Source organism: Pseudomonas sp. A-RE-22, assembly GCF_019956035.1.
GTDB classification, from domain to species: Bacteria; Pseudomonadota; Gammaproteobacteria; order Pseudomonadales; family Pseudomonadaceae; genus Aquipseudomonas; species Aquipseudomonas brassicacearum.
In genome coordinates this window covers 19,865-46,758 of the sequence record NZ_JAHBCZ010000023.1, presented here as the reverse complement: position 1 = coordinate 46,758, position 26,894 = coordinate 19,865, and the positions used below count along the sequence as shown (strand labels likewise).

Genomic DNA, 26,894 nt, shown 5'->3' with positions numbered 1-26,894 from the left:
ATGCAAAAGATTCGTCGTGACGACGAGATCATCGTGATCGCCGGCAAAGACAAAGGTAAGCGCGGTAAGGTGCTGAAGGTTCTTGCTGACAACCGTCTGGTTGTTGGTGGTCTGAACCTGGTCAAGCGTCATACCAAGCCTAACCCGATGTCGGGCGTACAGGGCGGTATCGTCGAGAAAGAAGCGCCACTGCACGCTTCCAACGTCGCCATCTTCAACGGCGAAACCAACAAGGCTGACCGCGTTGGTTTCAAAGTAGAAGACGGTAAGAAAATTCGTGTCTTCAAGTCGACCCAAAAAGCGGTTGATGCTTGAACACTGCTAGGTAGAAGACCATGGCACGACTAAAAGAGATTTACCGGAAGGAAATCGCACCGAAACTTAAGGAAGAACTTAAGCTTTCGAACGTGATGGAAGTTCCGCGCGTTACCAAAATCACCCTGAACATGGGTCTGGGCGAAGCGATCGGCGACAAAAAAGTCATCGAGCACGCTGTTGCCGACCTGGAAAAGATCACCGGTCAGAAAGTCGTTGTGACTTACGCTCGGAAATCCATCGCTGGCTTTAAAGTCCGTGAAGGTTGGCCGATCGGCGTCAAAGTGACCCTGCGCCGTGAGCGTATGTACGAGTTCCTGGATCGTCTGCTGTCGATCTCCCTGCCTCGGGTTCGCGACTTCCGCGGCCTGAATGCCAAGTCCTTCGATGGTCGTGGCAACTACAGCATGGGCGTTAAAGAGCAGATCATTTTCCCGGAAATCGATTACGACAAGATCGACGCTCTCCGCGGTCTGGACATTACCCTGACCACCACTGCTCGGACGGATGACGAAGGTCGCGCACTGCTGCGCGCTTTCAAATTCCCGTTCCGCAACTGATTGGAGTAGGAAAATGGCCAAGAAGAGCATGAAAAACCGTGAGCTGAAGCGTCAGCTCACCGTTGCCAAGTACGCCACCAAGCGTGCAGCGCTGAAAGCTATCATCGTTGATCTGAACGCAAGTCCAGAAGCGCGTTGGGAAGCTACCGTAGCCCTGCAGAAGCAGCCACGTGACGCAAGCGCGTCGCGCATGCGTAACCGCTGCCGCCTGACTGGTCGTCCGCACGGCGTGTACCGCAAGTTCGGCCTTGGCCGTAACATGCTGCGTCAAGCTGCAATGCGTGGTGACGTTCCAGGTCTGGTTAAAGCCAGCTGGTAAGCACTGTCAAAGTCGCGGCGTTCGGGATCGGAAGATCCTGACCGTCGGTGACCTTGAACATGAATCAAGCCCCTATTGGGGCTTGATTCATTTGTGGGGTGTGTCTAGAATACCCGGCTCGCCTGAGCCCGTGTTTTTATTGCACGGATGCGCTCGGCGACACGTACTAGCCGAAAGGCTAATTTTTTGTGTATTAGGAGCGTCTAGCCCATGAGTATGCAGGACCCGTTAGCGGACATGCTAACTCGTATCCGTAATGCCCAGATGGCTGAAAAGTCCGTCGTAAGCATGCCATCTTCTACTTTGAAGGTAGCTGTTGCCAAAGTCCTGAAGGACGAAGGTTACATTGCGGGTTATCAGATCAGCAGCGAAATCAAGCCACTGCTGTCCATCGAGCTGAAGTACTTCGAAGGCCGTCCGGTCATCGAGGAAGTGAAGCGCGTTAGCCGTCCAGGCCTGCGTCAGTACAAGTCCGTCGATGATCTGCCAAAAGTTCGTGGCGGTCTCGGTGTGTCTATCGTCTCCACCAACAAGGGTGTGATGACGGATCGTGCTGCGCGCGCTGCCGGTGTCGGCGGCGAAGTTCTTTGCACTGTGTTCTAAGGGGGGATAAGCATGTCACGCGTCGCTAAGAACCCCGTTAAGCTGCCAGCCGGTGTCGAAGTCAAATTCGCAGGCCAACAGCTTTCGGTGAAGGGTGCCAAGGGCACTCTGCAACTGAACATCCATTCGTCCGTTGAGATCGTTGAAGAAGCTGGTGAGCTGCGTTTCGCTGCTCGCAATGGCGATCAACAGACTCGCGCAATGGCTGGTACCACTCGTGCGTTGGTAAACAACATGGTCCAAGGCGTAAGCCAAGGCTTCGAGCGCAAGCTCCAGCTGGTCGGTGTTGGTTACAAAGCGCAAGCAAAAGGCACAGTGCTGAACCTGGCTCTTGGCTTCTCGCACCCAGTGGATTATGAACTGCCGGAAGGCATCACCGCTGAGACTCCTAGCCAGACCGATATCCTGATCAAGGGCATCGACAAGCAGCTGGTAGGTCAAGTGGCCGCCGAGATCCGCGACTTCCGTCCACCAGAGCCGTACAAAGGCAAAGGTGTGCGCTACGCGGACGAAGTCGTCCGTCGTAAAGAAGCCAAGAAGAAGTAGGGCATAGCAAATGACCGACAAAAAAGTTACTCGACTGCGTCGCGCTCGCAAAGCACGCCTGAAAATGCACGAACTCGAAGTCGTGCGTCTCTGCGTGTTCCGCTCGTCGCAGCACATCTACGCCCAGGTCATTTCGGCCGACGGCAACAAAGTCCTGGCAAGTGCCTCGACTTTGGATAAAGAACTGCGTGATGGTGCCACTGGCAACATCGACGCGGCCACTAAGGTTGGCCAGCTGGTCGCTACGCGTGCTAAAGCCGCTGGCGTCTCGCAGGTGGCTTTCGACCGCTCTGGCTTCAAGTACCACGGCCGCGTCAAGGCGCTGGCTGATGCTGCTCGTGAAGCTGGGCTGGAGTTCTAAGTTATGTCAAATAACGACCAAAAGCGCGACGAAGGCTACATCGAGAAGCTGGTTCAAGTTAACCGCGTAGCCAAAACCGTTAAAGGCGGCCGTATCTTCACTTTCACTGCGTTGACCGTAGTGGGTGATGGTAAAGGCCGTGTTGGCTTCGGCCGTGGCAAGTCGCGTGAAGTGCCTGCTGCGATCCAGAAGGCAATGGAAGCTGCTCGCCGCAACATGATCCAGGTTGATCTGAACGGCACTACTCTGCAGTACGCAATGAAGTCCGCCCATGGCGCTTCGAAGGTGTACATGCAGCCTGCTTCTGAAGGTACCGGTATCATCGCTGGCGGCGCTATGCGTGCTGTCCTCGAAGTTGCTGGCGTTCAGAACGTTCTGGCCAAGTGCTATGGCTCGACTAACCCGGTAAACGTGGTTCACGCCACTTTCAAGGGTTTGAAAGCAATGCAGTCTCCTGAATCCATTGCCGCCAAGCGTGGCAAAAGCGTCAAGGAGATCTTCTGATCATGGCTACCGTAAAAGTTACGCTGATCAAAAGCATGACCGGCCGCATCCCTAACCACAAACTGTGCGTTAAGGGTCTGGGTCTGCGTCGCATCGGTCACACTGTAGAAGTCCTGGATACTCCCGAGAATCGCGGGATGATCAACAAGGCTTACTACATGCTGCGTGTCGAGGGTTAATCGATGAAACTCAATGATCTGAGTCCAGCGCCGGGTTCCCGTCGCGAAAAGCATCGTCCGGGCCGTGGTATCGGTAGTGGTTTGGGCAAGACCGGTGGCCGTGGCCACAAAGGTCAGACCTCCCGCTCCGGTGGCACCATTGCTCCAGGCTTTGAAGGCGGTCAACAGCCGCTGCATCGTCGCCTGCCGAAGTTCGGTTTCGTTTCCCTGAAAGCCATGGACCGCGCAGAAGTGCGTCTGTCCGAGCTGGCCAAAGTGGACGGCGACATCGTCACCGTGCAGTCCCTGAAGGATGCCAACGTGATCAACCAGAACGTTCAGCGTGTGAAAATCATGCTGTCGGGCGAAGTTGCTCGTGCTGTCACCATCGGAAAGGGAATCGGCGCCACCAAAGGTGCGCGTGCGGCTATCGAAGCAGCTGGCGGCAAGTTCGAGGAATAAATGGCTAAGCAAGGTGCTCTCTCTGCGCTCGGCAAAGGCGGTATGTCTGAACTCTGGGCTCGTCTGCGTTTTCTGTTCCTGGCGATTATCGTCTACCGAATAGGCGCACACATCCCGGTTCCAGGTATCAACCCGGACCGACTCGCGGACCTGTTTCGACAGAATGAGGGGACCATTCTTAGCTTGTTCAACATGTTTTCCGGCGGCGCGCTGGAGCGGATGAGCATCTTTGCACTGGGGATCATGCCGTACATTTCGGCATCGATCATCATGCAATTGATGAGCGCCGTCAGCCCGCAGCTGGAGCAGTTGAAGAAGGAAGGTGAAGCTGGCCGTCGCAAGATCAGCCAGTACACCCGCTACGGCACTGTCGTCCTCGCTCTCGTTCAAGCCATTGGCATGTCCATCGGCTTGGCGGGGCAGGGCGTTTCGTTCACTGCTGACTTCAGCTTTCATTTCGTTGCGGTAACCACTTTTGTGGCGGGCGCGATGTTCATGATGTGGCTGGGTGAGCAGATTACTGAGCGTGGTGTTGGCAACGGTATCTCGATGTTGATCTTCGCAGGTATCGTCGCCGGTCTTCCGAGAGCGATCGGGCAGTCTTTCGAGTCTGCGCGTCAGGGTGATATCAACATTTTCGCCCTGGTTGCCATCGGTCTGCTGGCAGTAGCGATTATCGGTTTCGTGGTGTTCATTGAGCGTGGCCAGCGTCGTATTGCTGTTCACTACGCCAAGCGTCAGCAGGGCCGCAAGGTATTTGCTGCGCAGACTAGCCACTTGCCGTTGAAGGTGAACATGGCCGGCGTAATTCCGGCTATTTTCGCGAGCAGCATCCTGCTGTTCCCGGCTTCGTTGGGTGCCTGGTTCGGCCAGTCTGAAGGTATGGGCTGGTTGCAGGACATCTCGCAGTCGATCGCTCCTGGTCAGCCGTTGAATATTCTGCTGTTTAGTGCAGGGATTATTTTCTTCTGCTTCTTCTATACGGCGTTGATGTTCAATCCGAAAGACGTAGCGGAAAACCTGAAGAAGTCCGGTGCCTTTATTCCGGGCATCCGTCCAGGTGAGCAGTCTGCGCGCTACATTGATGGCGTTCTGACTCGCTTGACCATGTTCGGTGCTCTTTACATGACGGCCGTCTGTCTGTTGCCCCAGTTCCTGGTGGTTGCGGCAAACGTACCGTTCTACCTTGGCGGGACCTCGTTGCTGATCGTGGTCGTGGTTGTGATGGACTTCATGTCCCAAGTACAATCGCACCTCGTTTCGCACCAGTACGAATCCCTGATGAAGAAAGCCAACCTGAAGGGCTACGGCAGCGGCATGTTGCGCTGAGTAGCGTCCATAAGGTTCGAGGAGTTGGTGATGAAAGTTCGTGCATCGGTGAAAAAGCTGTGCCGTAACTGCAAGATTATTCGCCGCGAAGGTGTTGTTCGGGTAATTTGCAGCGCGGAACCGCGTCACAAACAGCGCCAAGGCTGAGTGTGATTGTGCTTTAAGCCCGGCAGCTAGTGCGCTGCCGGGTTGATTATTTGTTATTACAGCGATATTATCTCGCGCCCTATTTCTTGGCTTCCGGGGCGTAGGTAGCTGTCAATTGGAGTCCCACTGAATGGCCCGTATTGCAGGCGTCAACATTCCAGATAACAAGCATACTGTTATCTCGCTGACCTACATCTATGGTGTTGGTCGCACTACTGCACAGAAAATTTGTGCAGTGACTGGGGTCAACCCAGCGGCAAAGATCAAAGATCTGAGCGACGAGCAGATTGAACAGCTGCGTGGCGAAGTGGCGAAGTTCACCACTGAAGGTGACCTGCGTCGCGAAATCAACATGAAAATCAAGCGCTTGATGGACCTCGGTTGCTATCGCGGTCTGCGTCATCGTCGTGGTCTGCCAGTACGCGGTCAGCGTACCAAGACCAACGCGCGTACCCGTAAAGGTCCGCGTAAGCCGATCCGCAAGTAATCGCCCCAGCGAATCGACAGGAATTTAATCATGGCAAAACCTGCTGCTCGTCCTCGTAAAAAAGTTAAAAAGACAGTGGTTGATGGCATCGCCCACATCCATGCTTCTTTTAACAACACCATCGTGACCATTACCGACCGTCAAGGTAACGCTCTTTCCTGGGCTACCTCCGGTGGTTCGGGTTTCCGCGGTTCCCGCAAGTCCACCCCGTTCGCTGCTCAAGTAGCTGCTGAGCGTGCTGGTCAAGCTGCGCTGGAATACGGCCTGAAAAACCTCGACGTCAACGTCAAGGGTCCAGGTCCAGGTCGTGAATCCGCAGTCCGCGCTTTGAACGGCTGTGGCTACAAGATCGCCAGCATCACCGACGTGACGCCAATCCCGCACAACGGGTGCCGTCCGCCGAAGAAGCGCCGCGTGTAATCCAGGAGATTGTAAAGAATGGCTCGTTACATTGGTCCAAAATGCAAACTCGCTCGTCGCGAAGGCACCGATCTTTTTCTGAAGAGCGGCGTGCGCGCGATCGAATCGAAGTGCAACATTGAAGCAGCACCTGGTATCCACGGCCAACGCCGCGGTCGCCAGTCCGACTACGGCACCCAACTGCGTGAAAAGCAGAAGGTCCGTCGTATCTACGGCGTTCTCGAGCGTCAATTCAGCGGCTACTACAAAGAAGCTGCTGGCAAGAAAGGCGCAACCGGCGAAAACCTGTTGCAACTGCTCGAATGCCGCCTGGACAACGTTGTATACCGTATGGGTTTCGGTTCTACTCGTGCCGAATCTCGTCAGCTGGTATCGCACAAGTCGATCAGCGTTAACGGTCAGACCGTAAACGTTCCGTCCTACCAGGTTCGTGCTGGTGACGTGGTTGCTGTTCGCGAGAAAGCAAAGAACCAACTTCGCATTGTCCAAGCTCTCGATCTGTGTGCCCAACGTGGCCGCGTAGAATGGGTAGAAGTAGACACTGAGAAGAAGTCGGGCGTTTTCAAGAACGTTCCTGCTCGCAGTGATCTGTCCGCCGACATCAACGAAAGCCTGATTGTCGAGCTCTACTCCAAGTAAGGGCTAGAAAATAGGTGCATCCATGCAGATTTCGGTAAATGAGTTCCTGACACCCCGCCATATTGATGTGCAGGTTGTCAGTCCAACCCGCGCCAAGATCACACTCGAGCCTCTCGAGCGTGGTTTCGGCCACACCCTGGGCAACGCGCTGCGCCGCATCCTGTTGTCCTCAATGCCCGGCTGTGCAGTAGTCGAGGCCGAGATTGACGGTGTGCTCCACGAGTACAGCGCCATCGAAGGTGTACAGGAAGACGTAATTGAAATCCTGTTGAACCTTAAAGGTCTGGCTATCAAGCTGCACGGTCGTGACGAAGTTACGCTGACCTTGTCGAAGAAGGGTTCGGGGGTGGTTACCGCTGCCGATATTCAGCTGGATCATGATGTCGAGATCGTTAACCCCGATCACGTAATCGCTAACCTGGCGTCTAACGGCGCCCTGAACATGAAGCTCACCGTAGCTCGTGGTCGTGGTTATGAACCGGCAGACTCGCGTCAGAGCGATGAAGACGAAAGCCGCAGCATCGGTCGCTTGCAGCTTGACTCTTCGTTCAGCCCAGTTCGCCGTATCGCATACGTGGTGGAAAACGCCCGTGTCGAACAGCGTACCAACCTGGACAAGCTGGTTATTGATCTGGAAACCAACGGTACCCTGGATCCTGAAGAGGCTATCCGCCGTGCTGCAACCATCCTGCAACAGCAGTTGGCTGCGTTCGTCGACCTCAAAGGTGACAGTGAGCCAGTGGTTGTCGAGCAGGAAGACGAGATCGATCCGATCCTGCTTCGCCCGGTTGACGATCTGGAACTGACTGTACGTTCGGCTAACTGCCTTAAGGCGGAAAACATCTACTACATCGGCGACCTGATTCAGCGTACCGAAGTAGAGCTGTTGAAGACTCCGAACCTTGGCAAGAAATCCTTGACTGAAATCAAGGACGTTCTGGCCTCCCGCGGTCTGTCCCTCGGCATGCGCCTCGACAACTGGCCGCCTGCAAGTCTTAAGAAGGACGACAAGGCGACTGCCTGATCGTCGTAATCACCGAACGTTGTGTTTGGTAAGGAATGAACCATGCGTCATCGTAAAAGTGGTCGTCACCTGAGCCGCACCAGCTCGCACCGCAAGGCCATGTTCCAAAACATGGCGGTGTCGCTGTTCGAGCACGAGCTGATCAAAACTACACTGCCGAAAGCCAAAGAACTGCGTCGCGTTGCTGAGCCGCTGATCACTCTGGCCAAGACAGATAGCCTGGCTAACCGCCGTCTGGCTTTCGACCGTACTCGTTCGAAAGCTATCGTTGGTAAGCTCTTCAACGACCTGGGCAAGCGTTACGCTACCCGTGAGGGTGGCTACCTGCGCATCCTCAAGTGCGGTTTCCGCGCTGGCGACAACGCGCCTATGGCGTACGTCGAGTTGGTTGATCGTGCTACCAGTGGTGAAGCTGTATCCGCTGAGTAAGTCGGCAACATACAAAAAACCGGGCCTTGTGCCCGGTTTTTTGTTGCCTGAAGGAAAGCAGGCAAGCCGTTTCGACTGGCTTGGCTATTGGCAAGTATTCAGCGTTAGATAATGACTATCGATGTCCATGATTTAATGAATTTGGATACTGTCATTAATATGATCAATACTCCTTTCCAGCCGATTAGCCGGCAGTTCGAAGACCGACCTAGGAAGATTGAGCATGAGCCAGATCAAAACGCTTACGACCGCCAGCGGCGCTCCTGTCGCCGATAACCAGAACTCTCGTTCCGCCGGCCCGCGCGGCCCGCTGCTGCTCGACGACTTTCACTTGATCGAGAAGCTTGCTCACTTCAACCGCGAAAACATCCCTGAACGTCGCGTGCATGCCAAAGGCTCGGGCGCCTACGGTACATTCACCGTCACCCAGGACATCACTCAGTACACCAGCGCCAAGTTGTTCGAGTCGATCGGCAAGCAGACGCCAACCTTCCTGCGGTTCTCTACCGTGGGTGGTGAACGTGGTTCGGCCGACACTGAACGCGACCCGCGCGGCTTCGCCCTGAAGTTCTACACCGAGGAAGGCAACTGGGACATCGTTGGCAACAACACGCCGGTATTCTTCATTCGTGATCCGTTGAAGTTTCCAGACTTCATCCACACCCAGAAACGTCTGCCGCAAAGCAACCTGAAAAGCGCCCAGGCGATGTGGGATTTCTGGTCGCATTCGCCTGAGGCGTTGCACCAGGTCACCATTCTGTTCTCCGATCGCGGTATTCCGGATGGCTACCGTCACATGCACGGCTTCGGCAGTCACACCTACAGCCTGATCAACGCGCAGGGTGAGCGCCACTGGGTGAAGTGGCACTACAAGACCCAGCAAGGGATCAAGAACCTCGCGCCGGCAGAGGCAGCACGCCTGGCGGGTACCGACCCGGATTACGCCCAGCGTGACTTGTTCGGTGCCATCGAGCGCGGTGACTTCCCGAAATGGAGCGTTTGCATCCAGGTCATGACCGAAGCCCAGGCCGCAGCCCATTACGAGAATCCGTTTGACGTCACCAAGACCTGGTCGCAGAAAGAGTTTCCGCTGATCGAAGTCGGTGTGCTCGAGCTCAACCGTAACCCGCTGAATTACTTTGCCGAAGTCGAGCAAGCGGCATTTGGCCCTAGCAACATGGTGCCAGGGGTTGGCCTCTCGCCGGACCGCATGCTGCAGGGACGTGTCTTCGCCTACGCGGATGCGCACCGCTACCGTGTGGGCACCAATCACCAGCAATTGCCGGTGAATGCGCCGCGCAGTCCGGTCAATACCTACCAGCGCGACGGCGCCATGGCGTTTGGCAGCAATGGCGGGGCGGCACCAAACTACGAGCCTAACAGCTACGTGGAGGCACCGAAGCAGGCACCGCGTTACGCAGAACCAGCACTGGCCCTCAGTGGCGCGGCGGACCGTTACGACCATCGCGAAGACACCGACTACTACAGCCACGCCGGAGCGCTGTTCCGCTTGATGAGCGACGAGCAGAAGGCGCTGTTGATCAGCAACATCGCTGGCGCAATGGGAGGCGTGTCGGCAGATGTGGTTGACCGTCAGTTGCAGCATTTCTTCAAGGCCGATGTTGCCTATGGAGAGGGCATCGCAAAAGCATTGGGTGTAGCGCTTAACTAAGTCTAAACGAGAAGCAGAACCGCCCTCATTAGGGCGGTTTTTGCGTTATTTAACCTGGTTTTCTCGGATTTTCTTCGCTTTTGTTGCGTTGAGCCAGTGACCTTGCGGTCAGCTTGGTTCAAACTACAGCCTTTAAAAGCTTGTGGAGATGTAGGGCGATGCAAGGTCACCCAGACGTAATCGATTACCTCAACACGTTGCTGACAGGCGAACTGGCAGCCCGTGATCAATATTTCATCCATTCGCGGATGTACGAGGATTGGGGTTTTACCGAGCTCTACGAACGTATCAACCACGAGATGGAAGAAGAGACCCAGCACGCCGATGCGCTGATGCGCCGGATCCTGATGCTCGAAGGCACGCCACGCATGCGCGCCGATGACCTCGACGTCGGTACCACGGTGCCCGATATGCTCGCCGCCGACCTGCGCCTGGAATACAAAGTCCGCGCTGCGCTGTGCAAAGGCATCGAGCTCTGCGAACAGCACAACGACTACGTGACCCGCGAGATCCTGCGGATCCAGCTCGCCGACACCGAAGAAGACCACACCTACTGGCTGGAGAAGCAGTTGGGTCTGATCAAGCTGATCGGGTTGGAAAACTACTTGCAATCGCAGTTCTGATTGCTGGGAAAGGGAACGCAGAGCGTCCCAGGCTGCATTCCCACGCAGAGCGTGGGAACGATCAAGCCCCTGTCATCGGTGAGATGACAGGGGGCTTTTTCGTGCTCGGGTGAAATCAGTCCCGATCACGTTCCAGCAGCGGCTTGAGGTAGTAGCCGGTGTAGGACTGCTTCATCTCGGCCACTTGTTCCGGCGTCCCTACGGCGATGATCTGGCCACCCTTGGAGCCGCCTTCCGGCCCCAGGTCCACCAGCCAGTCAGCGGTCTTGATCACGTCCAGGTTGTGTTCGATCACCACCACGGTGTTGCCGTGGTCACGAAGGCGGTGCAGCACGTCGAGCAATTGCTGGATATCGGCGAAGTGCAGGCCTGTGGTCGGCTCGTCGAGGATATACAGGGTCTTGCCGGTGTCGCGCTTGGACAGCTCGCGGGACAACTTGACCCGCTGGGCTTCACCGCCGGACAGCGTGGTTGCCGACTGCCCCAGCTTGATATACGACAGGCCGACATCCATCAGCGTCTGGAGCTTGCGCGCCAGGGCCGGCACCGCGTCGAAGAACACCCGGGCCTCCTCGATGGTCATCTCTAGGGTTTCGTGGATGTTCTTGCCCTTGTATTTGATCTCCAGGGTCTCGCGATTGTAGCGCTTGCTCTTGCACACATCGCACGGCACGTAGATGTCTGGCAGGAAGTGCATTTCCACCTTGATCAGGCCATCGCCCTGGCAGGCTTCGCAGCGCCCGCCCTTGACGTTGAACGAGAAACGCCCTGGGCCGTAGCCACGCGAACGGGACTCCGGCACGCCGGCGAACAGTTCGCGGATCGGTGTGAACAGCCCGGTATAGGTCGCCGGGTTCGAACGCGGGGTGCGGCCAATCGGGCTCTGGTCGATGTCGACCACCTTGTCCAGGTGCTCCAGGCCCTTGATGCTGTCGTGGGCGGCCGCTTCCAGGGTCGTGGCGCCGTTCAGGGCCGTGGCGCTGAGGGGGAACAGGGTATTGTTGATCAGCGTCGACTTGCCGGAGCCAGACACGCCGGTAACGCAGGTCAGCAGGCCGATCGGGATTTCCAGGTCGACGTTGCGCAAATTGTTGCCGCGAGCACCCTTGAGGGTCAGCGACAACTTCTTGTTGCGCGGCGTACGTTTGGCCGGGACCTTGATCTTGACCCGACCCGACAGGTATTTGCCCGTCAACGAGTCAGGGTGCGCCATGACTTCGGCAGCGGTGCCCTGGGCGACGATATGCCCGCCATGCACGCCCGCGCCCGGGCCGATGTCGACCACGTAGTCAGCCAGGCGGATGGCGTCCTCGTCGTGCTCGACCACGATCACCGTGTTGCCGATGTCCCGCAGGTGCTTCAGGGTTCCGAGCAACCGGTCGTTATCCCGTTGGTGCAGGCCGATGGACGGCTCGTCGAGGATGTACATCACCCCCACCAGGCCGGCGCCGATCTGGCTGGCGAGGCGGATACGCTGGGCTTCGCCGCCGGACAGGGTGTCGGCGCTGCGATCGAGGGTCAGGTAATCCAGGCCGACGTTCACCAGGAACTGCAGGCGCTCGCGGATTTCCTTGAGGATCTTGTCAGCGATTTCGCCCCGACGGCCGGTGAGCTTCAAACCGCCGAAATAATCGGTGGCGTCGCCAATCGGCAGGTTGGTCACCGCCGGCAGCGTTTTCTCGCCGACCCACACATGCCGCGCTTCGCGACGTAGACGGGTGCCACGGCAATCCGGGCAGGGCTGGGTGCTGAGGAACTTGGCCAGTTCTTCGCGCACGCTGGCCGATTCGGTCTCGCGGTAGCGTCGCTCCAGGTTCGGCACGATGCCCTCGAACGGGTGTGAGCGCTTGACGATATCGCCGCGGTCGTTGAGGTATTTGAAGTCGACATTCTGCGAGCCGCTGCCCTGCAGGATGAATTTCTGCTGGTCAGCGGGCAACTCGTTGAACGGCTTGTCCAGGCTGAACTTGTAATGGGCCGCCAGCGAACCGAGCATCTGGAAGTAATAGACGTTGCGCCTGTCCCAGCCGCGAATCGCGCCTTCGGCCAGGGTCAGCTCGCCATTGACCAGCCGCTTGGTGTCGAAGAACTGCTTGACCCCCAGGCCGTCGCAGGTCGGGCAGGCGCCAGCCGGGTTGTTGAAGGAAAACAGCTTGGGTTCCAGCTCGCTGATGGCGTGGCCGCAGATCGGGCAGGCGAAGCGCGCGGAGAAAATGATTTCCTCGCCAGGCTCGTCGTCCATCGGCGCGACCAGGGCGATGCCGTCGGCCAGTTTCAGTGCCGTCTCGAAGGACTCGGCCAGCCGCTGTTGCAGGTCGGCCCGGACCTTGAAGCGGTCGACCACTACATCGATCGAATGCTTCTTCTGCTTATCCAGCTTCGGCAATTCGTCCAGTTCGCACAGTTTGCCGTTGACCCGGGCCCGCACGAAGCCCTGGGCGCGCAGTTCTTCGAAAACCATCAGGTGTTCGCCCTTGCGCTCGCGAATCACTGGCGCCAGCAGCATCAGCTTGCTGCCTTCCGGCTGGGCCAGCACCAGGTCGACCATCTGGCTGACGGTCTGGGCTTCCAGGGGAATATCGTGATCGGGGCAGCGGGGAATGCCGACCCGCGCATACAGCAAACGCAGGTAGTCGTAGATCTCGGTGATGGTGCCGACCGTCGACCGGGGGTTATGGGAGGTCGACTTCTGTTCGATGGAAATGGCCGGCGACAGGCCTTCGATGGTGTCGACGTCGGGTTTTTCCATCATCGACAGGAACTGCCGGGCGTAGGCCGACAGCGATTCGACATAGCGTCGCTGGCCTTCAGCGTACAACGTGTCGAAGGCCAGGGATGATTTGCCGGATCCGGACAGGCCGGTGATGACGATCAGCTTGTCCCGTGGCAGGGTCAGGTCGATGTTCTTCAGGTTGTGGGTACGGGCCCCACGAATCAGGATCTTGTCCAAAGTGGCCTCGCTCGGCGGGCGTCGAAAACGTAGGAGTATACGGGCAAATACTGGATGGATGCACACTATCGAAGGTGCGATTGCAGCCATACATGAAGACTGCGCGGCAAACAGTCGCCATATACCCTCTCAATCGATGGGACTGGTAGAATCGCCGCCGGTTCACATGAGGTTTTTCCATGCAAGATCCCCACAGCGAACGCATGAGTAGTGGCGAGACACGCGCAGCAAGCGGTCTGGCCCTGGTGTTCGCCTTCCGTATGCTGGGCATGTTCATGGTGTTGCCGGTGCTGGCGACCTATGGCATGGACCTGGCTGGCGCGACCCCGGCCCTCATCGGGTTGGCGATTGGCGCTTATGGCCTGACCCAGGCGATCTTCCAGATCCCGTTCGGGGTCATTTCCGACCGCATCGGCCGGCGTCCGGTCATCTACCTGGGGCTGATCGTCTTCGCCCTTGGCAGTGTGCTGGCGGCCAATGCCGACTCGATCTGGGGCGTGATCGCCGGACGCATCCTACAGGGCGCCGGGGCTATTTCCGCGGCTGTCATGGCGCTGCTGTCAGACTTGACCCGCGAACAGCATCGGACCAAGGCCATGGCCATGATCGGCATGACCATTGGTCTGTCGTTCGCCGTGGCCATGGTGGTAGGCCCCTTGCTGACCCGTGCCTTTGGCTTGTCGGGCCTGTTCCTGGCGACCGGCGCCATGGCGCTGGTGGGCATCCTGATCGTGGCGTTCATGGTGCCGCACGCCACCGGGCCGTTGCAGCACCGGGAGTCCGGGGTGGCGCGCCAGGCATTGATCCCGACGCTCAAGCACCCGGACCTGTTGCGCCTGGACCTGGGCATTTTCGTGCTCCACGCCATGCTGATGTCCAGCTTCGTGGCCCTGCCGCTGGCCCTGGTCCAGAAGGCCGGCCTGCCCAAGGAGCAGCACTGGTGGGTCTACCTGACGGCGCTGCTGATTTCGTTCTTCGCCATGATTCCGTTCATCATCTATGGCGAGAAGCGACGCAAAATGAAACGAGTTTTGCTCGGCGCCGTCATGACGTTGATGCTCACTGAGCTATTCTTCTGGCAGTTCGGCGATAGCTTGCGGGCGCTGGTGATCGGCACGGTGGTGTTCTTTACCGCGTTCAATCTGCTGGAAGCATCGCTGCCGTCGTTGATCAGCAAGGTTTCACCGGCGGGCGGCAAGGGCACGGCGATGGGGGTCTATTCCACCAGTCAGTTCCTGGGTTCGGCGTTGGGCGGGATCCTCGGCGGTTGGCTGTTCCAGCATGGCGGTTTGTCGGTTGTGTTCCTGGGTTGTGCCGCGCTGGCTGCACTTTGGTTCGCCTTTGCTGTTACCATGCGCGAACCTCCCTATGTGACGAGCCTGCGCTTGCCCTTATCGCCCGAGGCGATTCGTGAGGCTGGCCTGACCGAGCGTCTGAAGGCCGTCGTTGGAGTAACCGATGCAGTGGTGGTCGCCGACGAGGCGGCCGTGTATATCAAACTCGACACCGAATTATTGGATCGCGCGACGCTCGAGCGCCTGGTGAACAACCCGGCCCCGACCACGTGCGAAGCCTAGGAGAACGTTATGGCCCGTGGGGTTAACAAAGTCATATTGGTCGGTACTTGCGGCCAGGATCCCGAAGTTCGCTACCTGCCGAACGGCAACGCCGTGACCAACCTGAGTCTGGCGACCAGCGAACAGTGGACCGACAAGCAGACCGGCCAGAAGGTCGAGAAGACCGAATGGCACCGCGTGTCGATGTTCGGCAAAGTGGCTGAGATCGCCGGCGAATACCTGCGCAAGGGTTCGCAGGTGTACATCGAAGGCAAGCTGCAGACCCGCGAGTGGGAAAAAGACGGCATCAAGCGCTACACCACCGAAATCGTGGTCGACATGCAAGGCACCATGCAGCTGCTGGGCGGCCGTCCACAAGGCGACCAGCAACAAGGTGGCAACAACTACCAGCAGTCGGCTCCGGCCCCGCGTCAGCAGGCGCCTCGTCCGCAGTCGGCGCCACAGCCACAACGCGAACGCCCGGCCCCACAACAGGCCGCGCCGCAACCGGCTCCGGATTTCGACAGCTTTGATGACGATATTCCGTTCTGATTACTGGTTGAGACTACTCCGCCAATAGTTTGAAAACAGGCCCCAAGCGCACTCTGCCCTTGGGGCTTTTTTATTTATTGGCGCAGGCCAGGTTCATGACTTGAGGACACCGGGCAATCCCGGTCATGCTCACAAATCCAGATCCAATACTTCCTGCATCCTCTCGCCAATCGACTGCCTCAACCACTCGGCATGGAGCGCCATGTCCCGCACCGTTACATCTGAAAACCGAAGTTCGATCGGCTTGCCATTGTCCCCGGCGAAGCACACCACAAAGTGACAAAAGTTGGCGGAAGCGGTCGTTATGTAGGGCCTGATGGAATGGATATCGCTGTACGGCACGCATTCTTCGGTGGTTTGCCGGGCAGGGCGGCGCTGGGTGAAGGTGAGGCGTTGCTGGCGTTCGTCGAAGCAGAAGCCAAGCACCTGGGGCCCGGAGGCGAGCCAGTTGATCACGCAGACGGCCGCGAATGCGCTGATGAACATGAGCGCTAGAATCAGTGGATCTTCGATCATTCTCATGTGAATGGACGACAGACCTTCGACCTTGAACAGCATCATGGTAAACACTGCCAGCCCGTAGACGGGCAGGGCCAGTAACATCCCCGCAGCGTAAATCATGGTGCCCAGGAATCCCGGCCTGGATACGTCGCTTGAGCAATCCCACGTGGGCGGGTGCCGTGGCGCTGATGTAGCGGTCGGGAACGGGGATTCGACCAGGCGCGGCGGGCGTTTGCGTTTCATACGGCTGGCTCTTGGGAAAAATGCCCGGCCATTCTTATCGTTATTGCCCAAGTACGCCTAGTAAAAAACAGCCCGCCCGAGGTTGGGTTCTTCCTGGCCCCCGCCAACCCAGGTTTTTTCTGTCTGACCTGTAGTGCTATCACCCTCACGGTCGGTAATTTGCCGGTAACTCATGCCGTGTCGGCGTCTTCTCTTCGTGATAGTGCGGTTTGCCCTGGGGGGAGTTCATCAAGGTCGAATTGGCCAGGATCGTCTCCGTCAGCAAACAGTCCTCGCCTTCCCCGAACCAGCAGGCCAGCGCCGAGTTTCGGTTGCCGTGCATGTCCACGACGGCCGGCCAGTTTTCGATGCCGCGGGCGTCACTGGGGGCTATGTCGGGGTAATGCTTGGGCGGCAGGACCAGTGCATCACCGGGCCGCAGCCACAGGTCAGCCAGATAAATTTCCCTGGCCGCAGGACGCCAGCGGGCGACGCTGATCACCAGCGGCAAGCGTCCGTAGCGGGAAAAGAACGCGTGGGGGAAGTTGTGGTATTCGAGGTCGGTCGGGTTGTAGGTCAGCAGCTCGCGCTGGCGCGCCGGGCCCAGGTAGGGCGATTGGTGGCCGGCCCATTTGCCGTAGGTGTATTGGCCCAGGATCAGTTGGTCGTACTCGAAACGCAGGCATTCGCCGTTGCCGAGCAGGGTCATGCCGAAGGCTTGCGCCGTTTCCCTGGTTGCCCAGATGGGGGCGTAGTGCACTTCGCTGGCGTGGAAGTCGAACGTCTTGATCCAGTAGGAGCCGGTGTTCGTTGGAACCTCACGATCTCTCCAACTGATGCCGGAGTAGCGAGTGCCCACGGACAGGGATGGATTTTCGGGGCTGAGCTGGATCAGGTTGCCGCGCACCTGGACACTCGGCTGCGCCAACCCATGGTCGTTGAACAGATAGGGAAACCGGCGGGGATCGAGCGCTGTTTCCGCGCCGTCGCCGATAAAGGGAACACTGTTGAAGACTTGCATCGTATGGGGACCACGCACGCAAGAGGGCTAGAGGGAATGGCAGTCAATCAAGTCATGAAACCTGTGCGAGCTTGCTCGCGATAGCGGTGGGTCAGCTTGCACCAATGTTGGATGTGCCGCCGCCATCGCGAGCAAGCTCGCTCCTACAGGGGGGGTAACTATCGGGTATCAACTATATGGACGATGCTGCTCGCGCAACCAATCCATGCCGTGAGGTTGGCGCCAAGCCCGGACTGCGGCGCGCTTTTCAACCTGGGTCAGGCACAAGGCGTCCATCCAGTAGTAGACCATCAACAGGTGAAACACCTCATCGCCGCGCCGGTCCCAAATGACGTCGTCCTGTTGGCGGCCCGGTTCGATGGGCTTGAGCCGGCAGTCGCCCTGGTCATGCATGCCCTGCAGGCAGGTTCCCGTCTCGTAGTTGATCAGCAGTACCGGGTGGTTGATTTCCGGGTAGGGTTTTTCCAGCTCGGGCATGTACCAGAATTGCCCTGGGTTGCACCTGTCCGGCGTCTGCATGGCGATACGGGTCCGGTTTTGCGGATCCACTGCCAGCGCCGGTTTGTCCCCAGTATTGTTGCGCACGATGTACAGCGCGGTGCGAGGGTCCTGCTCGGTACTTGCCGTCTTGACCAGCTTGACCTTGCCGAACGAGTCGTGGGAAAGCCGAGCCTTGATCTTCACCGTTGGGTTGAGGTCTTTGCCTGCCTGGCCGAAACCGGCAATGAGTCCATCGACACCGGGCACCTCGAAGTCATTCCCCGCCAGCACATAGGTCAGGCCGGACAACGGGTTGGGTTGCATGTGCTTGGTCAGCGTCTCCCAGCGTGCGAGCGACACTTCGCTGGCGCCGTTGGCCAGCAGGGCCTCGCGCATCGCGTACCCCGGGTAGTAGCGTGAGTCGCGCGGCCAGCGTTCAGTGGCCATCAGCAGTTTCTGCCCGCTTTTTTGTCTCAGCAGCAGGGCCAGTCCATCCCAGAACTGTTCAAATTCCGTGGTCGATGCATTCGCGGCGGGTGGGTAGTGGAAGCTCTCGCTGGTTTCCTTGCTTTTGTTGTCGACGAACACCATTCGCAAGGCCGGGCCGGTTGCCGCGGCCTTGGGCGTGGTTTGCCGCCCGGAGCGACCGAGGACCACCACCGACTCCTGCCAATTGGCTTCGATTTCCGCCTTGTAGCTGGTGTACCACTGGTAGGCCTGTTCCAGTGCCGTACGGGTCTCGCCTTCCTTGACGAAACGATAGACCGGCGAGATTTTCAACTCCACGACCGTAGGGTCGTCCGGCAGCGATTCACGCCATTTGCCGAACTCCGCGTTGCAGTTGCTGGGGTCCACTGCGTTGAACGCGATGGCGTGCGTACCGCCCTGGGTGGTCAGGTTGGCATTGCGGTGGGCGATGTTTTTCTTGACCGTTTCCGAGATCGAGGTGGTCGCGCTACCGCTGACAAAGGCGCCGTATTCGGCCTTGACCATCGCATCGAGGGTGTTGGTCTGGCTGAGGAAACTCTTGAGTGCGGTCATCGCATAGTTCAGCGAGCCGCCGACGGTCACTTCGCTGACGATATCGGCGCCAAAATCGACGAGGAAGTTGAAAAACACCGTCGGATTGCCCGGATCGAAGGCCTTGGGCAGGTCATCGACACGCTTCTTGAACGCTTCAGTCGCATTGGCCGGATTGACTTCGAAGGTCAGTTTCCATAACCGCACGGTGTGACTGTAGAGCGCGGCTTCGCGCTCTTCGAGCGTCTTGATGTCACTGCCGAAGGTGACTTTGAAACCGGCGGAAAAGGCGCCGTATTTACCGGAGGCTTCGACACTCGTCTGGGTATGTTTTTCGTACTCGTCGCGGGAGGAAAACGTCTCGGTTGAGAAATTCTCGGTGGCCACGACGGTGGACATGGTGACGTTTTTCCCTACGTTGTAGGCTGTTTTCCGGTACGGCACGGCACGTTTGCCCGACTCGGTATCGCCGACCTTCTGACACTCCTTGCTATCGCCGGCCCAATCGAGCCGGTTCAGTCCACGCCCCAGCAGTTGCGAACCGCCGATATCGCGCAAGTCTTCGCCTGCGGTGCCCTTCAGTCCATCGTTCATCGCCTTTCTCCCATCGCTCAGGTTGTATCAACTGGGTGCCAATTGATGGGAGTGAGTATCGGGAGGGCCTTGATAACCGGACAGTCCAGAGCAGTGTCAGTCCGGTATCAGTTTGGTATCAGGCCAAATGCCATCTTTTCATTAACTCGCAGAGAGGCGCTGGAGTACACTCGATCGGCTGCCGTTGTCCCAGGGTAGAAGGGTTATCGACATGGACTCCCGACACAATACCTTTGCTGCCCTGCCCAAGCGTGATGCCTCGATATCCGACGGTCGTGTGCTGTTGGACGCGGTGTCGTTGAAAGGACTGCGCAAACAGCATGGCCTGAGTCAGGAAACCCTGGCCGAGGCCTGCCTGAACCGGCATTTGTGCGTCTCGATCGCCTCCATCAAGCGCGCCGAAACCGGCAAGCCGGTGCTTTATCGCACCGCTCGGCACCTGGCGACGGCCTTCGGGGTCGATGTGAGTGCGCTGCTGGGCGATCCCGCCTCGGCGGCTTTGGTGCACATCCAACAGACGATGACCGAACTGCACCAGATGGCCTTTGCGCAACAGGCGCAGAAACAGGTCGATGACAGCGTCATTCGCTACGTAATTGAACTGTCCTTTCGGATCGATGGGGTGCCAGCGGCGACGTTCATGGATGAAGTCGAGCGCCTGGTGCGTCAGTTCGGTGGCGTGCCACTGGGGATGACGCAGGATGTGGTGATCGCCCAATTCGGCTCTCCGCAGGCGTATCGCAGCGATAGCGAACGGGGCCTGCTCTGCGCGTTGGCGCTGAGCCGCGAGCAATTCGTCACGCCAGGGCATGCCTTGGTGCTGCGGCTTGTGCGCCTGAGTGCCGAAGCGACGGCCCCCCATGTTGAGCCTGCTTTGCTCGCGCAAAAGCCGTTGCTGGATCGTCATGGGAATGCGCCGGTGTATGTTGCGCAGAATCTGCTGGAACAACTCGCTGCCCGGTTTGAGTTTTCCGCCTCCGACGATGAGTTTCAGGCCTATCGCAAATGCCTGCGCCCGCGCAGCCTCGACGAAAACGCGCCGCGTCCGTTGGTGGGGCGAGCCATCGAGCTGTTGCAGTTCAAGGCAGTGATCGAGGCTACCCAGGAATGCCAGGATGGGCACGTCGTGTATGTGCGCGGCATGGCGGGCATTGGCAAGACCCGGTTGGTCAGCGAGTTTCTCGAAATGGCTCGGCAGCGTGGCTTTGCCTGCCATCGCGGCGATGTGCTGGATTTTGGCATGGACAACAGTCTGTGGCCCCTGGGGCAATTGGTGGCCAGCCTGCTCAACCTCGGAGGGGCGCCGTCCATCAGCGCGTCGCTGTTGGACGCGGCCTTGTCCCGCCTGAAAGTGGCCGCCGAACATCGCATGTTCCTGCAAGTGCTGACGGGCGTGTCGTCTGCCGAGCCGCCCATCCTGTATGGCGCGATGAGCAACCAGGCCCGTACCCAGGGGCTGTTCCAGGCTTTGCTCGACGTGTTGCTGCGCGTTGCGGTGCAACAGCCCTTGGTGATCTGCTTCGAAGACCTGCACTGGGGCGACACCACGCTGTTTGCGCTGCTGGGCAAGCTGCTCGATGCCACTGACGAAGCGCCGGTTGTCTGGCTGCTGACGTCCCGTCCCGAAGATGACCCGCTGGGCGGCGAAATCCGTTCGTATTCCTCCAGCCCCATGAGTCTGCTCGATATCGCGCCGATCCGGGCGCGGGAGGCCACGGTCCTGGCGGAGCAATTCATCGATGTCGATCCGCGCTACCGGGCTGAATGTGTTGCCCGCGCCCAGGGCAATCCGCTGTACCTGACGCAACTGCTGTCGAGCCAGCAAGGTATTTTCCCCGACAGTCTGCGGCATCTGGTCCAGACCCGCTTCGACAAGCTGGCTCCCGAGCAACGTCGCGCCCTGCATTACGCCGCGGTGCTGGGTAATCGTTTCGAGCTGACGCTGTGGCGCCAAGCGCTAGGACAGCCCGGTTATCTGCCGACGGCGGACATGCGCCAGGGGCTGCTGCGGGAAGTCGAGCCAGGCAGCTATCTGTTTGTCCACGACCTGGTCATGCACTGCCTCTACGACGCGATGCCCACGTTGCTTCGCGAGCAGTTGCACAGTGAAGTGGCGAGCCTCTACCGCGAGCGCGACCGGGTGCTCCATGCCCAGCATTTACTGCGGGCCAACGATCCGGCGGCGTTCGACGCGTTGTTGGTAGCCATGGGCGAAAAACGCCTGGCCTGCCAATACGACAGTGTCCTTGCGCTGGCGCGGCAGTGCGCGGCGTTTGCCGAGCGTACGCAGGGCAATTTTTCCTTCGCGTTGCTGTGCGGCCAGGCGTGCTCGGGCCTGGGCCAGACCGTGGAGGCTCGGGCGCATTTCCAGCGGGCCTTGGCCTTGGCCGAGCAGCCACAGGATCAGATCGAGGCTGCGCTGGGGCTGGCAGCGGTCCTCAATACCCTCGACTGCCTGGACGAGGAAGAGCGCCTGATCGAGGACATGCAGCCCATCGCCCGGGCCATGCAGGCGCATACGGCGCTGGCCCGGTTGAATCACTTGCACGGGAATATCTATTTTCCACGGGGCGATTACGCCGAGTGTCGCCGGCTCCATGAAGAGGCCTTGTCCTGTGCCCGCATCGGCCGGGATCTGGAGACCGAGGCCAAGGCCTTGAGTGGCATTGGTGACTCCTATTACGCACAAGGGCGCATGCAGACCGCCTACGAGGTGTTCGATCAATGCGTACGCCTGTGCGAACGCAATGGGCTGGCGCACGTGGAGGCGGGCAATCGCAGCGCCCGTGGATCGGCGCAGCTGTACCTGGGGCAGCGGGAGCAGGCCTTGCGTGACGCCATGGAGGCCATCGAATGCAGCACCCGGCTGGGCAATCATCGGGCACAGGTTTTCTCGCGGCTCACGGCGGCCTGGGTGCTGGTGGCGGGCGGCCAGGATGCCTTGGCGGAGCAAGAGCTGACCTGCGCCCTGGCACTGGCGCGCAACCTCGGCGCCAGCCGTTTCGAAGCGATCCTGCTGGAAGGGTTGGCGCGCGTGGCGTTGCGCCAGGGCGAGCGCGGGCTGGCGCAGACCTTGATCATGGAGGCGGCGAGCCTGGTGGAGCGCTTCGAGCTGCAGCGCTACATCGGGCCGTGGGTCTACGGCAGCCTGGCGATGATCAGCGACGATGGGCCGCTAAGCCAGCAGGCCTTGGCGAAGGGCGAAGCCCAGCTCACCCTGGCCTGCCTGGCCCACAACGCTTTGCGCTTTCGCGTGGCCGCCGCTGAAACCTGCCTGTTGGCGGGCAATACCGAACAGGCGATCTGGCATGGGCAACAGATGGCCGCATTGCCCGAGTCGGCGTCATGCGCCTGGATCACCCATCATGTGCGGTTGATCGACGTGGCCGGGCAGTGGCTGCGCAGCGCCGATCAAGCCAGCGGCGAGAAGTTGAAAGGGATGGCACGTGAAGCGCAGCAGATGGGATTCGTGGCGACGATGCCGAGGTTGCTGCAAGTGCTGGATGTGTGATCGCTCCAGACACACCGTTGATGCTTGAGGCAAAACCGCACTTCGCCGACGAAGCGCGGTTTTTTTTGCGTTTTTTTTAGATGTGCCGTGTATTTAGCGACTGGCCGCCAGGAATTGCTCGGTGCTCACCACACTCGCATAGGCAAACCCCAGTGCCGCCATGAACGCGGCATGCACCTGGGCAGCCGGCACGACGACGCCGTTGAATTCCAGGTCGAGGGTCGCGCAGGCATCATGGATCACCGTGACGCCGTAGCCCAGGTCCGCCGCCGCCCGCACCACACCGTCGACGCACATGTGGCTCATGCTGCCGACCACCACCAGTTGTTCGATGCCGTGCTGGTCGAGGATGGCTTGCAGTTCGGTTTCGCGAAACGAATTGACGAAGTGCTTGAGCACTACCGGTTCGTCGGCGCGGTTGAGCACCTTGGGGTGCAACTGTGCGCCTTCGGAGCCTGGGGTGAAGAAGGGGGCGTCGTCGGAGGTGAATTCGTGGCGGATATGCACCACGCTGTCGCCCGCCTGGCGAAAGGCTTCGATCAAGCGTGCGGCGTTATCGGCAGCGGCTTGGGCGCCGACCAACGGCCATTTGCCCTGGGGGAAGTAGTCGTTCTGGATATCGACTACGATGAGCGCTTGTTTGGACATGAGGGCTTCCTCGATCAGATTGGGTGTGAAGCCAGTATTGGCTTTTGCCGCCGCTTCGAGGATTGGCCGCAACGACAATAAGCGGGGGAAAACTGACAATGACGCAGCAAAGGGCAGTCGCCGAGCTCGGGGTGCTCATCTATCCCGGTGCGCAATTGGCGGCGGTGCATGGCTTGACCGATCTGTTCGCCGTGGCGCAGCGGATCGCGGCCGAGCATGCCAGCGTGCAGTTGCCAAAGCTGCGGGTGAGTCACTGGCAGACGGAGGAGGGCGGGGCTCCGCTGCGGGTGTTCGACAGCGAAACCGGCCCGGTGGGCAAGCTGGTGGCGTTGTTGATTCCACCGTCCCTTGCCGGTTTCAGTGACGGCTTGGTCTCTCAGGCTCTGATGGATTGGCTGCGGGCGCGGCATGCCGACGGCACGGTGCTGGGCGGGGTTTGCGTGGGCTCGATCCTGCTGGCCGAAAGCGGCCTGCTCGACGGGCGCAGCGCCACCACCCACTGGACTTCGGCCAAGACCTTTGCCGCGCGTTACCCGAAGATCAAGCTCAACGCCGACAAACCTATCGTCGACGACGGCGACCTGATCACCACCGCCGGGCTGATGGCTTGGTCGGAACTGGGGCTACGCCTGGTGGACCGCCTGCTCGGGCCCAGCATCGCCACGCGCACGGCGCAATTTCTGGTGATTGAGCACAGCGACAGCGCGAGCCAGTGTGGCAGTAATTTTGCGCCCATCCTCGGCCATGGCGACCCGGCGATTCTCAAGGTCCAGCATTGGTTGCAAAGCAGCGGCGCGGTGGAGGTTTCCCTCAGTGCAATGGCCGAACGCGCCGGGCTGGAAGAGCGCACATTCCTGCGCCGGTTTCGCGCCGCCACCGGGCTCAAACCCACTGAATACTGTCAGCACCTGCGCGTCGGCAAGGCCCGGGAGATGCTGGAGTTCACCAATGGCACCATCGACCACATTGCCTGGACCGTCGGTTACCAGGACCCGAGCGCCTTTCGCGCGACGTTCAAGAAAATCACCGGGTTGGCGCCGAGTGATTACCGGGCGCGGTTTGGGGTAAGTCCGCCGAGCGTTCCCAAAGGCTGACGCTGTGCCTGCAGCCTGGCATCGTGCAATTTGCGGGATGCCTGCCATGGGTCGTGCAGAATGAAACAGGCCCGGTGCTATCAACTGCGCACAATACGCCCGCTTGGCTGACCGTCATGGCCTATGCCACCGTTGGCCTGATCTCTGCACCTTCCCTTATCCAAAGCCATCGAGCGCAGGAAAAAGGGCAACGCATGACACCAGTCAATCGCAACAAGCGGGTAGTGGCCTATTCGGTCAATCCACAAGCGCCGCGCCATGAAGTCGAGACCAATCGTGCACTGGCCCGGTGGCTGGCACAGATCCTGGGATGGGAATACGGCGACAGTCACGACCCTCAGGCCGGACATGATCTTTATCTGTTGCCCACGCAAACCCTGATCGGCACCGAAACCTTGATGCGCCTGGGGGTCAAGGGGCCGGAGGATGTGTGGGGCGGGTATGTCGAGCATGATTTTATCTGCACCAAGGCGATTACCCATGGTCTGTTGAATAAGGACGCCGTGGCGCCCAAAGGCTGGTCGCCGCTGTTTGCCAAGCTCACGCGAGGCGCGGTGCTCGATGGCGTGACGGTCTTTTCGCTCAAGGATGCGCGCCCCGCCGCCGAGCACTTGCTGTACATCGGGCCGATTCGCCTCAAGCCGATCCATGCCTGTGCCGGACGTGGGCAACGGCTGATCAGGAGCCTGGCGCAGTTCGATGAAATTGTCGCCGAGCCTGACGCCCAGGCGCTGTTTCGCGATGGGGTGGTGCTGGAGCAGCACCTCAACGAGGTCAAGACCCAGAGCGTCGGCCAGAGCTTCATCAACGGCAAGGTCCTGAGTTATTGCGGCGTGCAACACCTGACCCACGACAGCGAAGGGGTGGAGGTGTACGGCGGGTCGGACCTGCTGGTGGTGCAGGGCGGCTATATCGAGTTGCTCAGGCTCGAACTGCCCGACGATGTGCGCGAGGCGGTGCGGCTGGCGCAAGTGTTCGATGACGCCGCCAACCAGGCCTACCCGAGCTTTTTTGCATCGCGGCGCAATTACGACATTGCCCAGGGCCTGGATGCCGCCGGCCAGCCGCGTGGCGGTGTATTGGAACAGTCATGGCGCATGGGCGGCGCCAGCAGCGCCGAACTGGCGGCGTTGCAAGTGTTCGTCGAAGCGCCGCAAACCAGCGCGGTGCGGGTGTCCTCGGTGGAGACCTACACCGAGCAACCGCTGCCGCCCGGCGCGAGGGAGGTCTATCGTGGCGCGGCGCACAACGGCGACTTCCTTCTCAAATACGTAACGGTTCAATCCTATGACGGCTAGAAGTGAAACCATTCAGATCGAGATTGACGATGAACGCATGAACGGGACATTCCTGAGTCCCAAGTCGAAGGTCCCAGGCGTGTTGTTCGTGCACGGTTGGGGCGGTAGCCAGGAGCGGGACCTGGAACGGGCCAAAGGCATCGCCGGCCTGGGCTGCGTGTGCCTGACCTTCGACTTGCGTGGGCATACCGGCGGGGCGGGGATCCCCTTGGCACGGGTCACCCGCGAGGACAACCTGCGCGACCTGTTGGCGGCATACGACCGACTGCTCGCGCACCCGGCCTTGGATACCTCGGCGATTGCCGTGGTGGGCACCAGTTATGGCGGCTACCTGGCTTCGATCCTGACGTCGTTGCGTCCGGTACGCTGGCTGGCCCTGCGGGTGCCGGCGCTGTACCGCGATGAGCAATGGCACACGCCCAAGCGCGACCTGGACAAGACCGACCTGCTGGATTACCGCAGCACGCTGGTGCACGCCGGAACCAATCGCGCCTTGCATGCGTGTTCGCAGTTCACCGGCGACGTGTTGCTGGTGGAGTCCGAGACCGATGCCTACGTGCCCCATGCCACCATCATGAGCTACCGGGCGGCGTGTCAGCAGACCCACTCGTTGACCCACCGGATCATCGACGGCGCCGACCATGCCTTGAGCGACCCCGTGTCACAGCAGGCCTACACCTCGATCCTGGTGGACTGGATCACGGAAATGGTGGTGGGAGAGCGGTTGAGCATTATCCAGGAGCGGTAGATACGTGGTGTTCAGGCGGGCCTCATCGCGAGCAAGCTCGCTCCCACAATGGATCTGTGTGAACCCGAACTTATGTCCCAGTCATCCCTGTGGGAGCGAGC

General features: G+C 59.5%; 29 protein-coding genes. 24 read left to right on the top strand and 5 right to left on the bottom strand.

Translation table 11 applies throughout. The features are described 5' to 3' along the window. The 18 genes from rplX (at window position 1) to bfr (ending at window position 10,598) form a co-directional block, all read left to right on the top strand. The gene (gene rplX / locus KGA89_RS13700) at window positions 1-315 is read left to right on the top strand and encodes a 50S ribosomal protein L24 (RefSeq protein ID WP_003186046.1); all 315 of its coding nucleotides are present in this window, start codon (window positions 1-3) and stop codon (window positions 313-315) included. A 20-nt stretch (window positions 316-335) separates the two neighbouring features. Further along, window positions 336-875, top strand: a complete 540-nt coding sequence (gene rplE / locus KGA89_RS13695; protein WP_003186044.1) for a 50S ribosomal protein L5 — start codon at window positions 336-338, stop codon at window positions 873-875. Between the two features lie 13 nt (window positions 876-888). Continuing rightward, the gene (rpsN, locus tag KGA89_RS13690; protein WP_003186042.1) at window positions 889-1,194 is read left to right on the top strand and encodes a 30S ribosomal protein S14; all 306 of its coding nucleotides are present in this window, start codon (window positions 889-891) and stop codon (window positions 1,192-1,194) included. Between the two features lie 210 nt (window positions 1,195-1,404). Next, window positions 1,405-1,797, top strand: coding sequence for a 30S ribosomal protein S8 (rpsH, locus tag KGA89_RS13685; protein WP_003186040.1), 393 nt, complete (start codon window positions 1,405-1,407; stop codon window positions 1,795-1,797). 12 nt (window positions 1,798-1,809) lie between these two features. Next, window positions 1,810-2,343 (top strand): 50S ribosomal protein L6, encoded by a 534-nt coding sequence (rplF, locus tag KGA89_RS13680; protein ID WP_003186039.1) that lies wholly within the window; start codon window positions 1,810-1,812, stop codon window positions 2,341-2,343. A gap of 10 nt (window positions 2,344-2,353) precedes the next feature. Beyond that, on the top strand, window positions 2,354-2,704 hold the full coding sequence (rplR, locus tag KGA89_RS13675; protein WP_003186037.1) for a 50S ribosomal protein L18: 351 nt from the start codon (window positions 2,354-2,356) through the stop codon (window positions 2,702-2,704). 3 nt (window positions 2,705-2,707) lie between these two features. Then, window positions 2,708-3,208, top strand: a complete 501-nt coding sequence (gene rpsE, locus KGA89_RS13670) for a 30S ribosomal protein S5 (protein WP_003186035.1) — start codon at window positions 2,708-2,710, stop codon at window positions 3,206-3,208. 2 nt (window positions 3,209-3,210) lie between these two features. Next, window positions 3,211-3,387 carry a 50S ribosomal protein L30 gene (rpmD, locus tag KGA89_RS13665; RefSeq protein WP_003186033.1) on the top strand — a complete coding sequence of 59 codons (177 nt, stop codon included), beginning with the start codon at window positions 3,211-3,213 and terminating at the stop codon, window positions 3,385-3,387. Between the two features lie 3 nt (window positions 3,388-3,390). After that, on the top strand, window positions 3,391-3,828 hold the full coding sequence (rplO, locus tag KGA89_RS13660; protein ID WP_003186032.1) for a 50S ribosomal protein L15: 438 nt from the start codon (window positions 3,391-3,393) through the stop codon (window positions 3,826-3,828). After that, window positions 3,829-5,157, top strand: a complete 1,329-nt coding sequence (gene secY / locus KGA89_RS13655; RefSeq protein WP_003186029.1) for a preprotein translocase subunit SecY — start codon at window positions 3,829-3,831, stop codon at window positions 5,155-5,157. Window positions 5,158-5,187: 30 nt separating this feature from the next. Then, the gene (gene rpmJ, locus KGA89_RS13650; protein WP_002555468.1) at window positions 5,188-5,304 is read left to right on the top strand and encodes a 50S ribosomal protein L36; all 117 of its coding nucleotides are present in this window, start codon (window positions 5,188-5,190) and stop codon (window positions 5,302-5,304) included. A gap of 130 nt (window positions 5,305-5,434) precedes the next feature. Then, the gene (gene rpsM / locus KGA89_RS13645) at window positions 5,435-5,791 is read left to right on the top strand and encodes a 30S ribosomal protein S13 (RefSeq protein WP_003186020.1); all 357 of its coding nucleotides are present in this window, start codon (window positions 5,435-5,437) and stop codon (window positions 5,789-5,791) included. A gap of 30 nt (window positions 5,792-5,821) precedes the next feature. Continuing rightward, the gene (gene rpsK / locus KGA89_RS13640) at window positions 5,822-6,211 is read left to right on the top strand and encodes a 30S ribosomal protein S11 (protein WP_002555466.1); all 390 of its coding nucleotides are present in this window, start codon (window positions 5,822-5,824) and stop codon (window positions 6,209-6,211) included. An 18-nt stretch (window positions 6,212-6,229) separates the two neighbouring features. Then, a complete protein-coding gene (rpsD, locus tag KGA89_RS13635) occupies window positions 6,230-6,850 on the top strand; it encodes a 30S ribosomal protein S4 (RefSeq protein ID WP_003176404.1) in 621 nt (206 codons plus the stop codon). Window positions 6,851-6,872: 22 nt separating this feature from the next. Further along, entirely contained in the window at window positions 6,873-7,874 is a 1,002-nt protein-coding gene (locus KGA89_RS13630; RefSeq protein WP_003186012.1) for a DNA-directed RNA polymerase subunit alpha, read from the top strand. A 42-nt stretch (window positions 7,875-7,916) separates the two neighbouring features. After that, entirely contained in the window at window positions 7,917-8,303 is a 387-nt protein-coding gene (gene rplQ, locus KGA89_RS13625; protein ID WP_003186009.1) for a 50S ribosomal protein L17, read from the top strand. A 223-nt stretch (window positions 8,304-8,526) separates the two neighbouring features. After that, window positions 8,527-9,975, top strand: a complete 1,449-nt coding sequence (locus KGA89_RS13620; RefSeq protein WP_013694334.1) for a catalase — start codon at window positions 8,527-8,529, stop codon at window positions 9,973-9,975. 158 nt (window positions 9,976-10,133) lie between these two features. Further along, window positions 10,134-10,598 carry a bacterioferritin gene (gene bfr / locus KGA89_RS13615; protein WP_003206084.1) on the top strand — a complete coding sequence of 155 codons (465 nt, stop codon included), beginning with the start codon at window positions 10,134-10,136 and terminating at the stop codon, window positions 10,596-10,598. Window positions 10,599-10,713: 115 nt separating this feature from the next. On the opposite strand, the gene uvrA is transcribed toward bfr, so the two are convergent. After that, window positions 10,714-13,548 carry an excinuclease ABC subunit UvrA gene (gene uvrA / locus KGA89_RS13610; RefSeq protein WP_223471838.1) on the bottom strand — a complete coding sequence of 945 codons (2,835 nt, stop codon included), beginning with the start codon at window positions 13,546-13,548 and terminating at the stop codon, window positions 10,714-10,716. A gap of 179 nt (window positions 13,549-13,727) precedes the next feature. On the opposite strand from uvrA, the gene KGA89_RS13605 reads away from it, so the two are divergent. Continuing rightward, window positions 13,728-15,125: an MFS transporter gene (locus KGA89_RS13605; protein ID WP_003206080.1), complete on the top strand. Its 1,398-nt coding sequence runs from the start codon at window positions 13,728-13,730 to the stop codon at window positions 15,123-15,125. 9 nt (window positions 15,126-15,134) lie between these two features. Continuing rightward, the gene (locus KGA89_RS13600; RefSeq protein WP_003206078.1) at window positions 15,135-15,656 is read left to right on the top strand and encodes a single-stranded DNA-binding protein; all 522 of its coding nucleotides are present in this window, start codon (window positions 15,135-15,137) and stop codon (window positions 15,654-15,656) included. Window positions 15,657-15,785: 129 nt separating this feature from the next. Here the strand turns inward: KGA89_RS13600 and KGA89_RS13595 are convergent, their stop codons facing one another. From KGA89_RS13595 to KGA89_RS13585, 3 genes are all read right to left on the bottom strand, one after another. Continuing rightward, window positions 15,786-16,400, bottom strand: coding sequence for a hypothetical protein (locus KGA89_RS13595; RefSeq protein ID WP_223471837.1), 615 nt, complete (start codon window positions 16,398-16,400; stop codon window positions 15,786-15,788). 145 nt (window positions 16,401-16,545) lie between these two features. Continuing rightward, a complete protein-coding gene (locus KGA89_RS13590) occupies window positions 16,546-17,400 on the bottom strand; it encodes a hypothetical protein (RefSeq protein WP_028237102.1) in 855 nt (284 codons plus the stop codon). Window positions 17,401-17,568: 168 nt separating this feature from the next. Next, on the bottom strand, window positions 17,569-19,494 hold the full coding sequence (locus KGA89_RS13585; RefSeq protein WP_223471836.1) for an MAC/perforin domain-containing protein: 1,926 nt from the start codon (window positions 19,492-19,494) through the stop codon (window positions 17,569-17,571). Between the two features lie 211 nt (window positions 19,495-19,705). On the opposite strand from KGA89_RS13585, the gene KGA89_RS13580 reads away from it, so the two are divergent. After that, window positions 19,706-23,005 (top strand): AAA family ATPase, encoded by a 3,300-nt coding sequence (locus tag KGA89_RS13580; RefSeq protein WP_223471835.1) that lies wholly within the window; start codon window positions 19,706-19,708, stop codon window positions 23,003-23,005. Window positions 23,006-23,098: 93 nt separating this feature from the next. Here the strand turns inward: KGA89_RS13580 and KGA89_RS13575 are convergent, their stop codons facing one another. After that, window positions 23,099-23,653 carry a cysteine hydrolase family protein gene (locus tag KGA89_RS13575; protein WP_223471834.1) on the bottom strand — a complete coding sequence of 185 codons (555 nt, stop codon included), beginning with the start codon at window positions 23,651-23,653 and terminating at the stop codon, window positions 23,099-23,101. Window positions 23,654-23,751: 98 nt separating this feature from the next. Here KGA89_RS13575 and KGA89_RS13570 point away from each other — a divergent pair, with 98 nt between their 5' ends. The 3 genes from KGA89_RS13570 to KGA89_RS13560 all read left to right on the top strand — a co-directional run bounded on the left by KGA89_RS13570 (window position 23,752) and on the right by KGA89_RS13560 (window position 26,793). After that, window positions 23,752-24,747 carry a GlxA family transcriptional regulator gene (locus tag KGA89_RS13570; protein WP_223471833.1) on the top strand — a complete coding sequence of 332 codons (996 nt, stop codon included), beginning with the start codon at window positions 23,752-23,754 and terminating at the stop codon, window positions 24,745-24,747. 194 nt (window positions 24,748-24,941) lie between these two features. Further along, window positions 24,942-26,045: a DUF3182 family protein gene (locus KGA89_RS13565; RefSeq protein ID WP_223471832.1), complete on the top strand. Its 1,104-nt coding sequence runs from the start codon at window positions 24,942-24,944 to the stop codon at window positions 26,043-26,045. Continuing rightward, entirely contained in the window at window positions 26,035-26,793 is a 759-nt protein-coding gene (locus KGA89_RS13560) for an alpha/beta hydrolase family protein (protein WP_003206064.1), read from the top strand. Before KGA89_RS13565 ends, KGA89_RS13560 begins: the two co-directional genes overlap by 11 nt. Window positions 26,794-26,894: the final 101 nt, after the last annotated feature.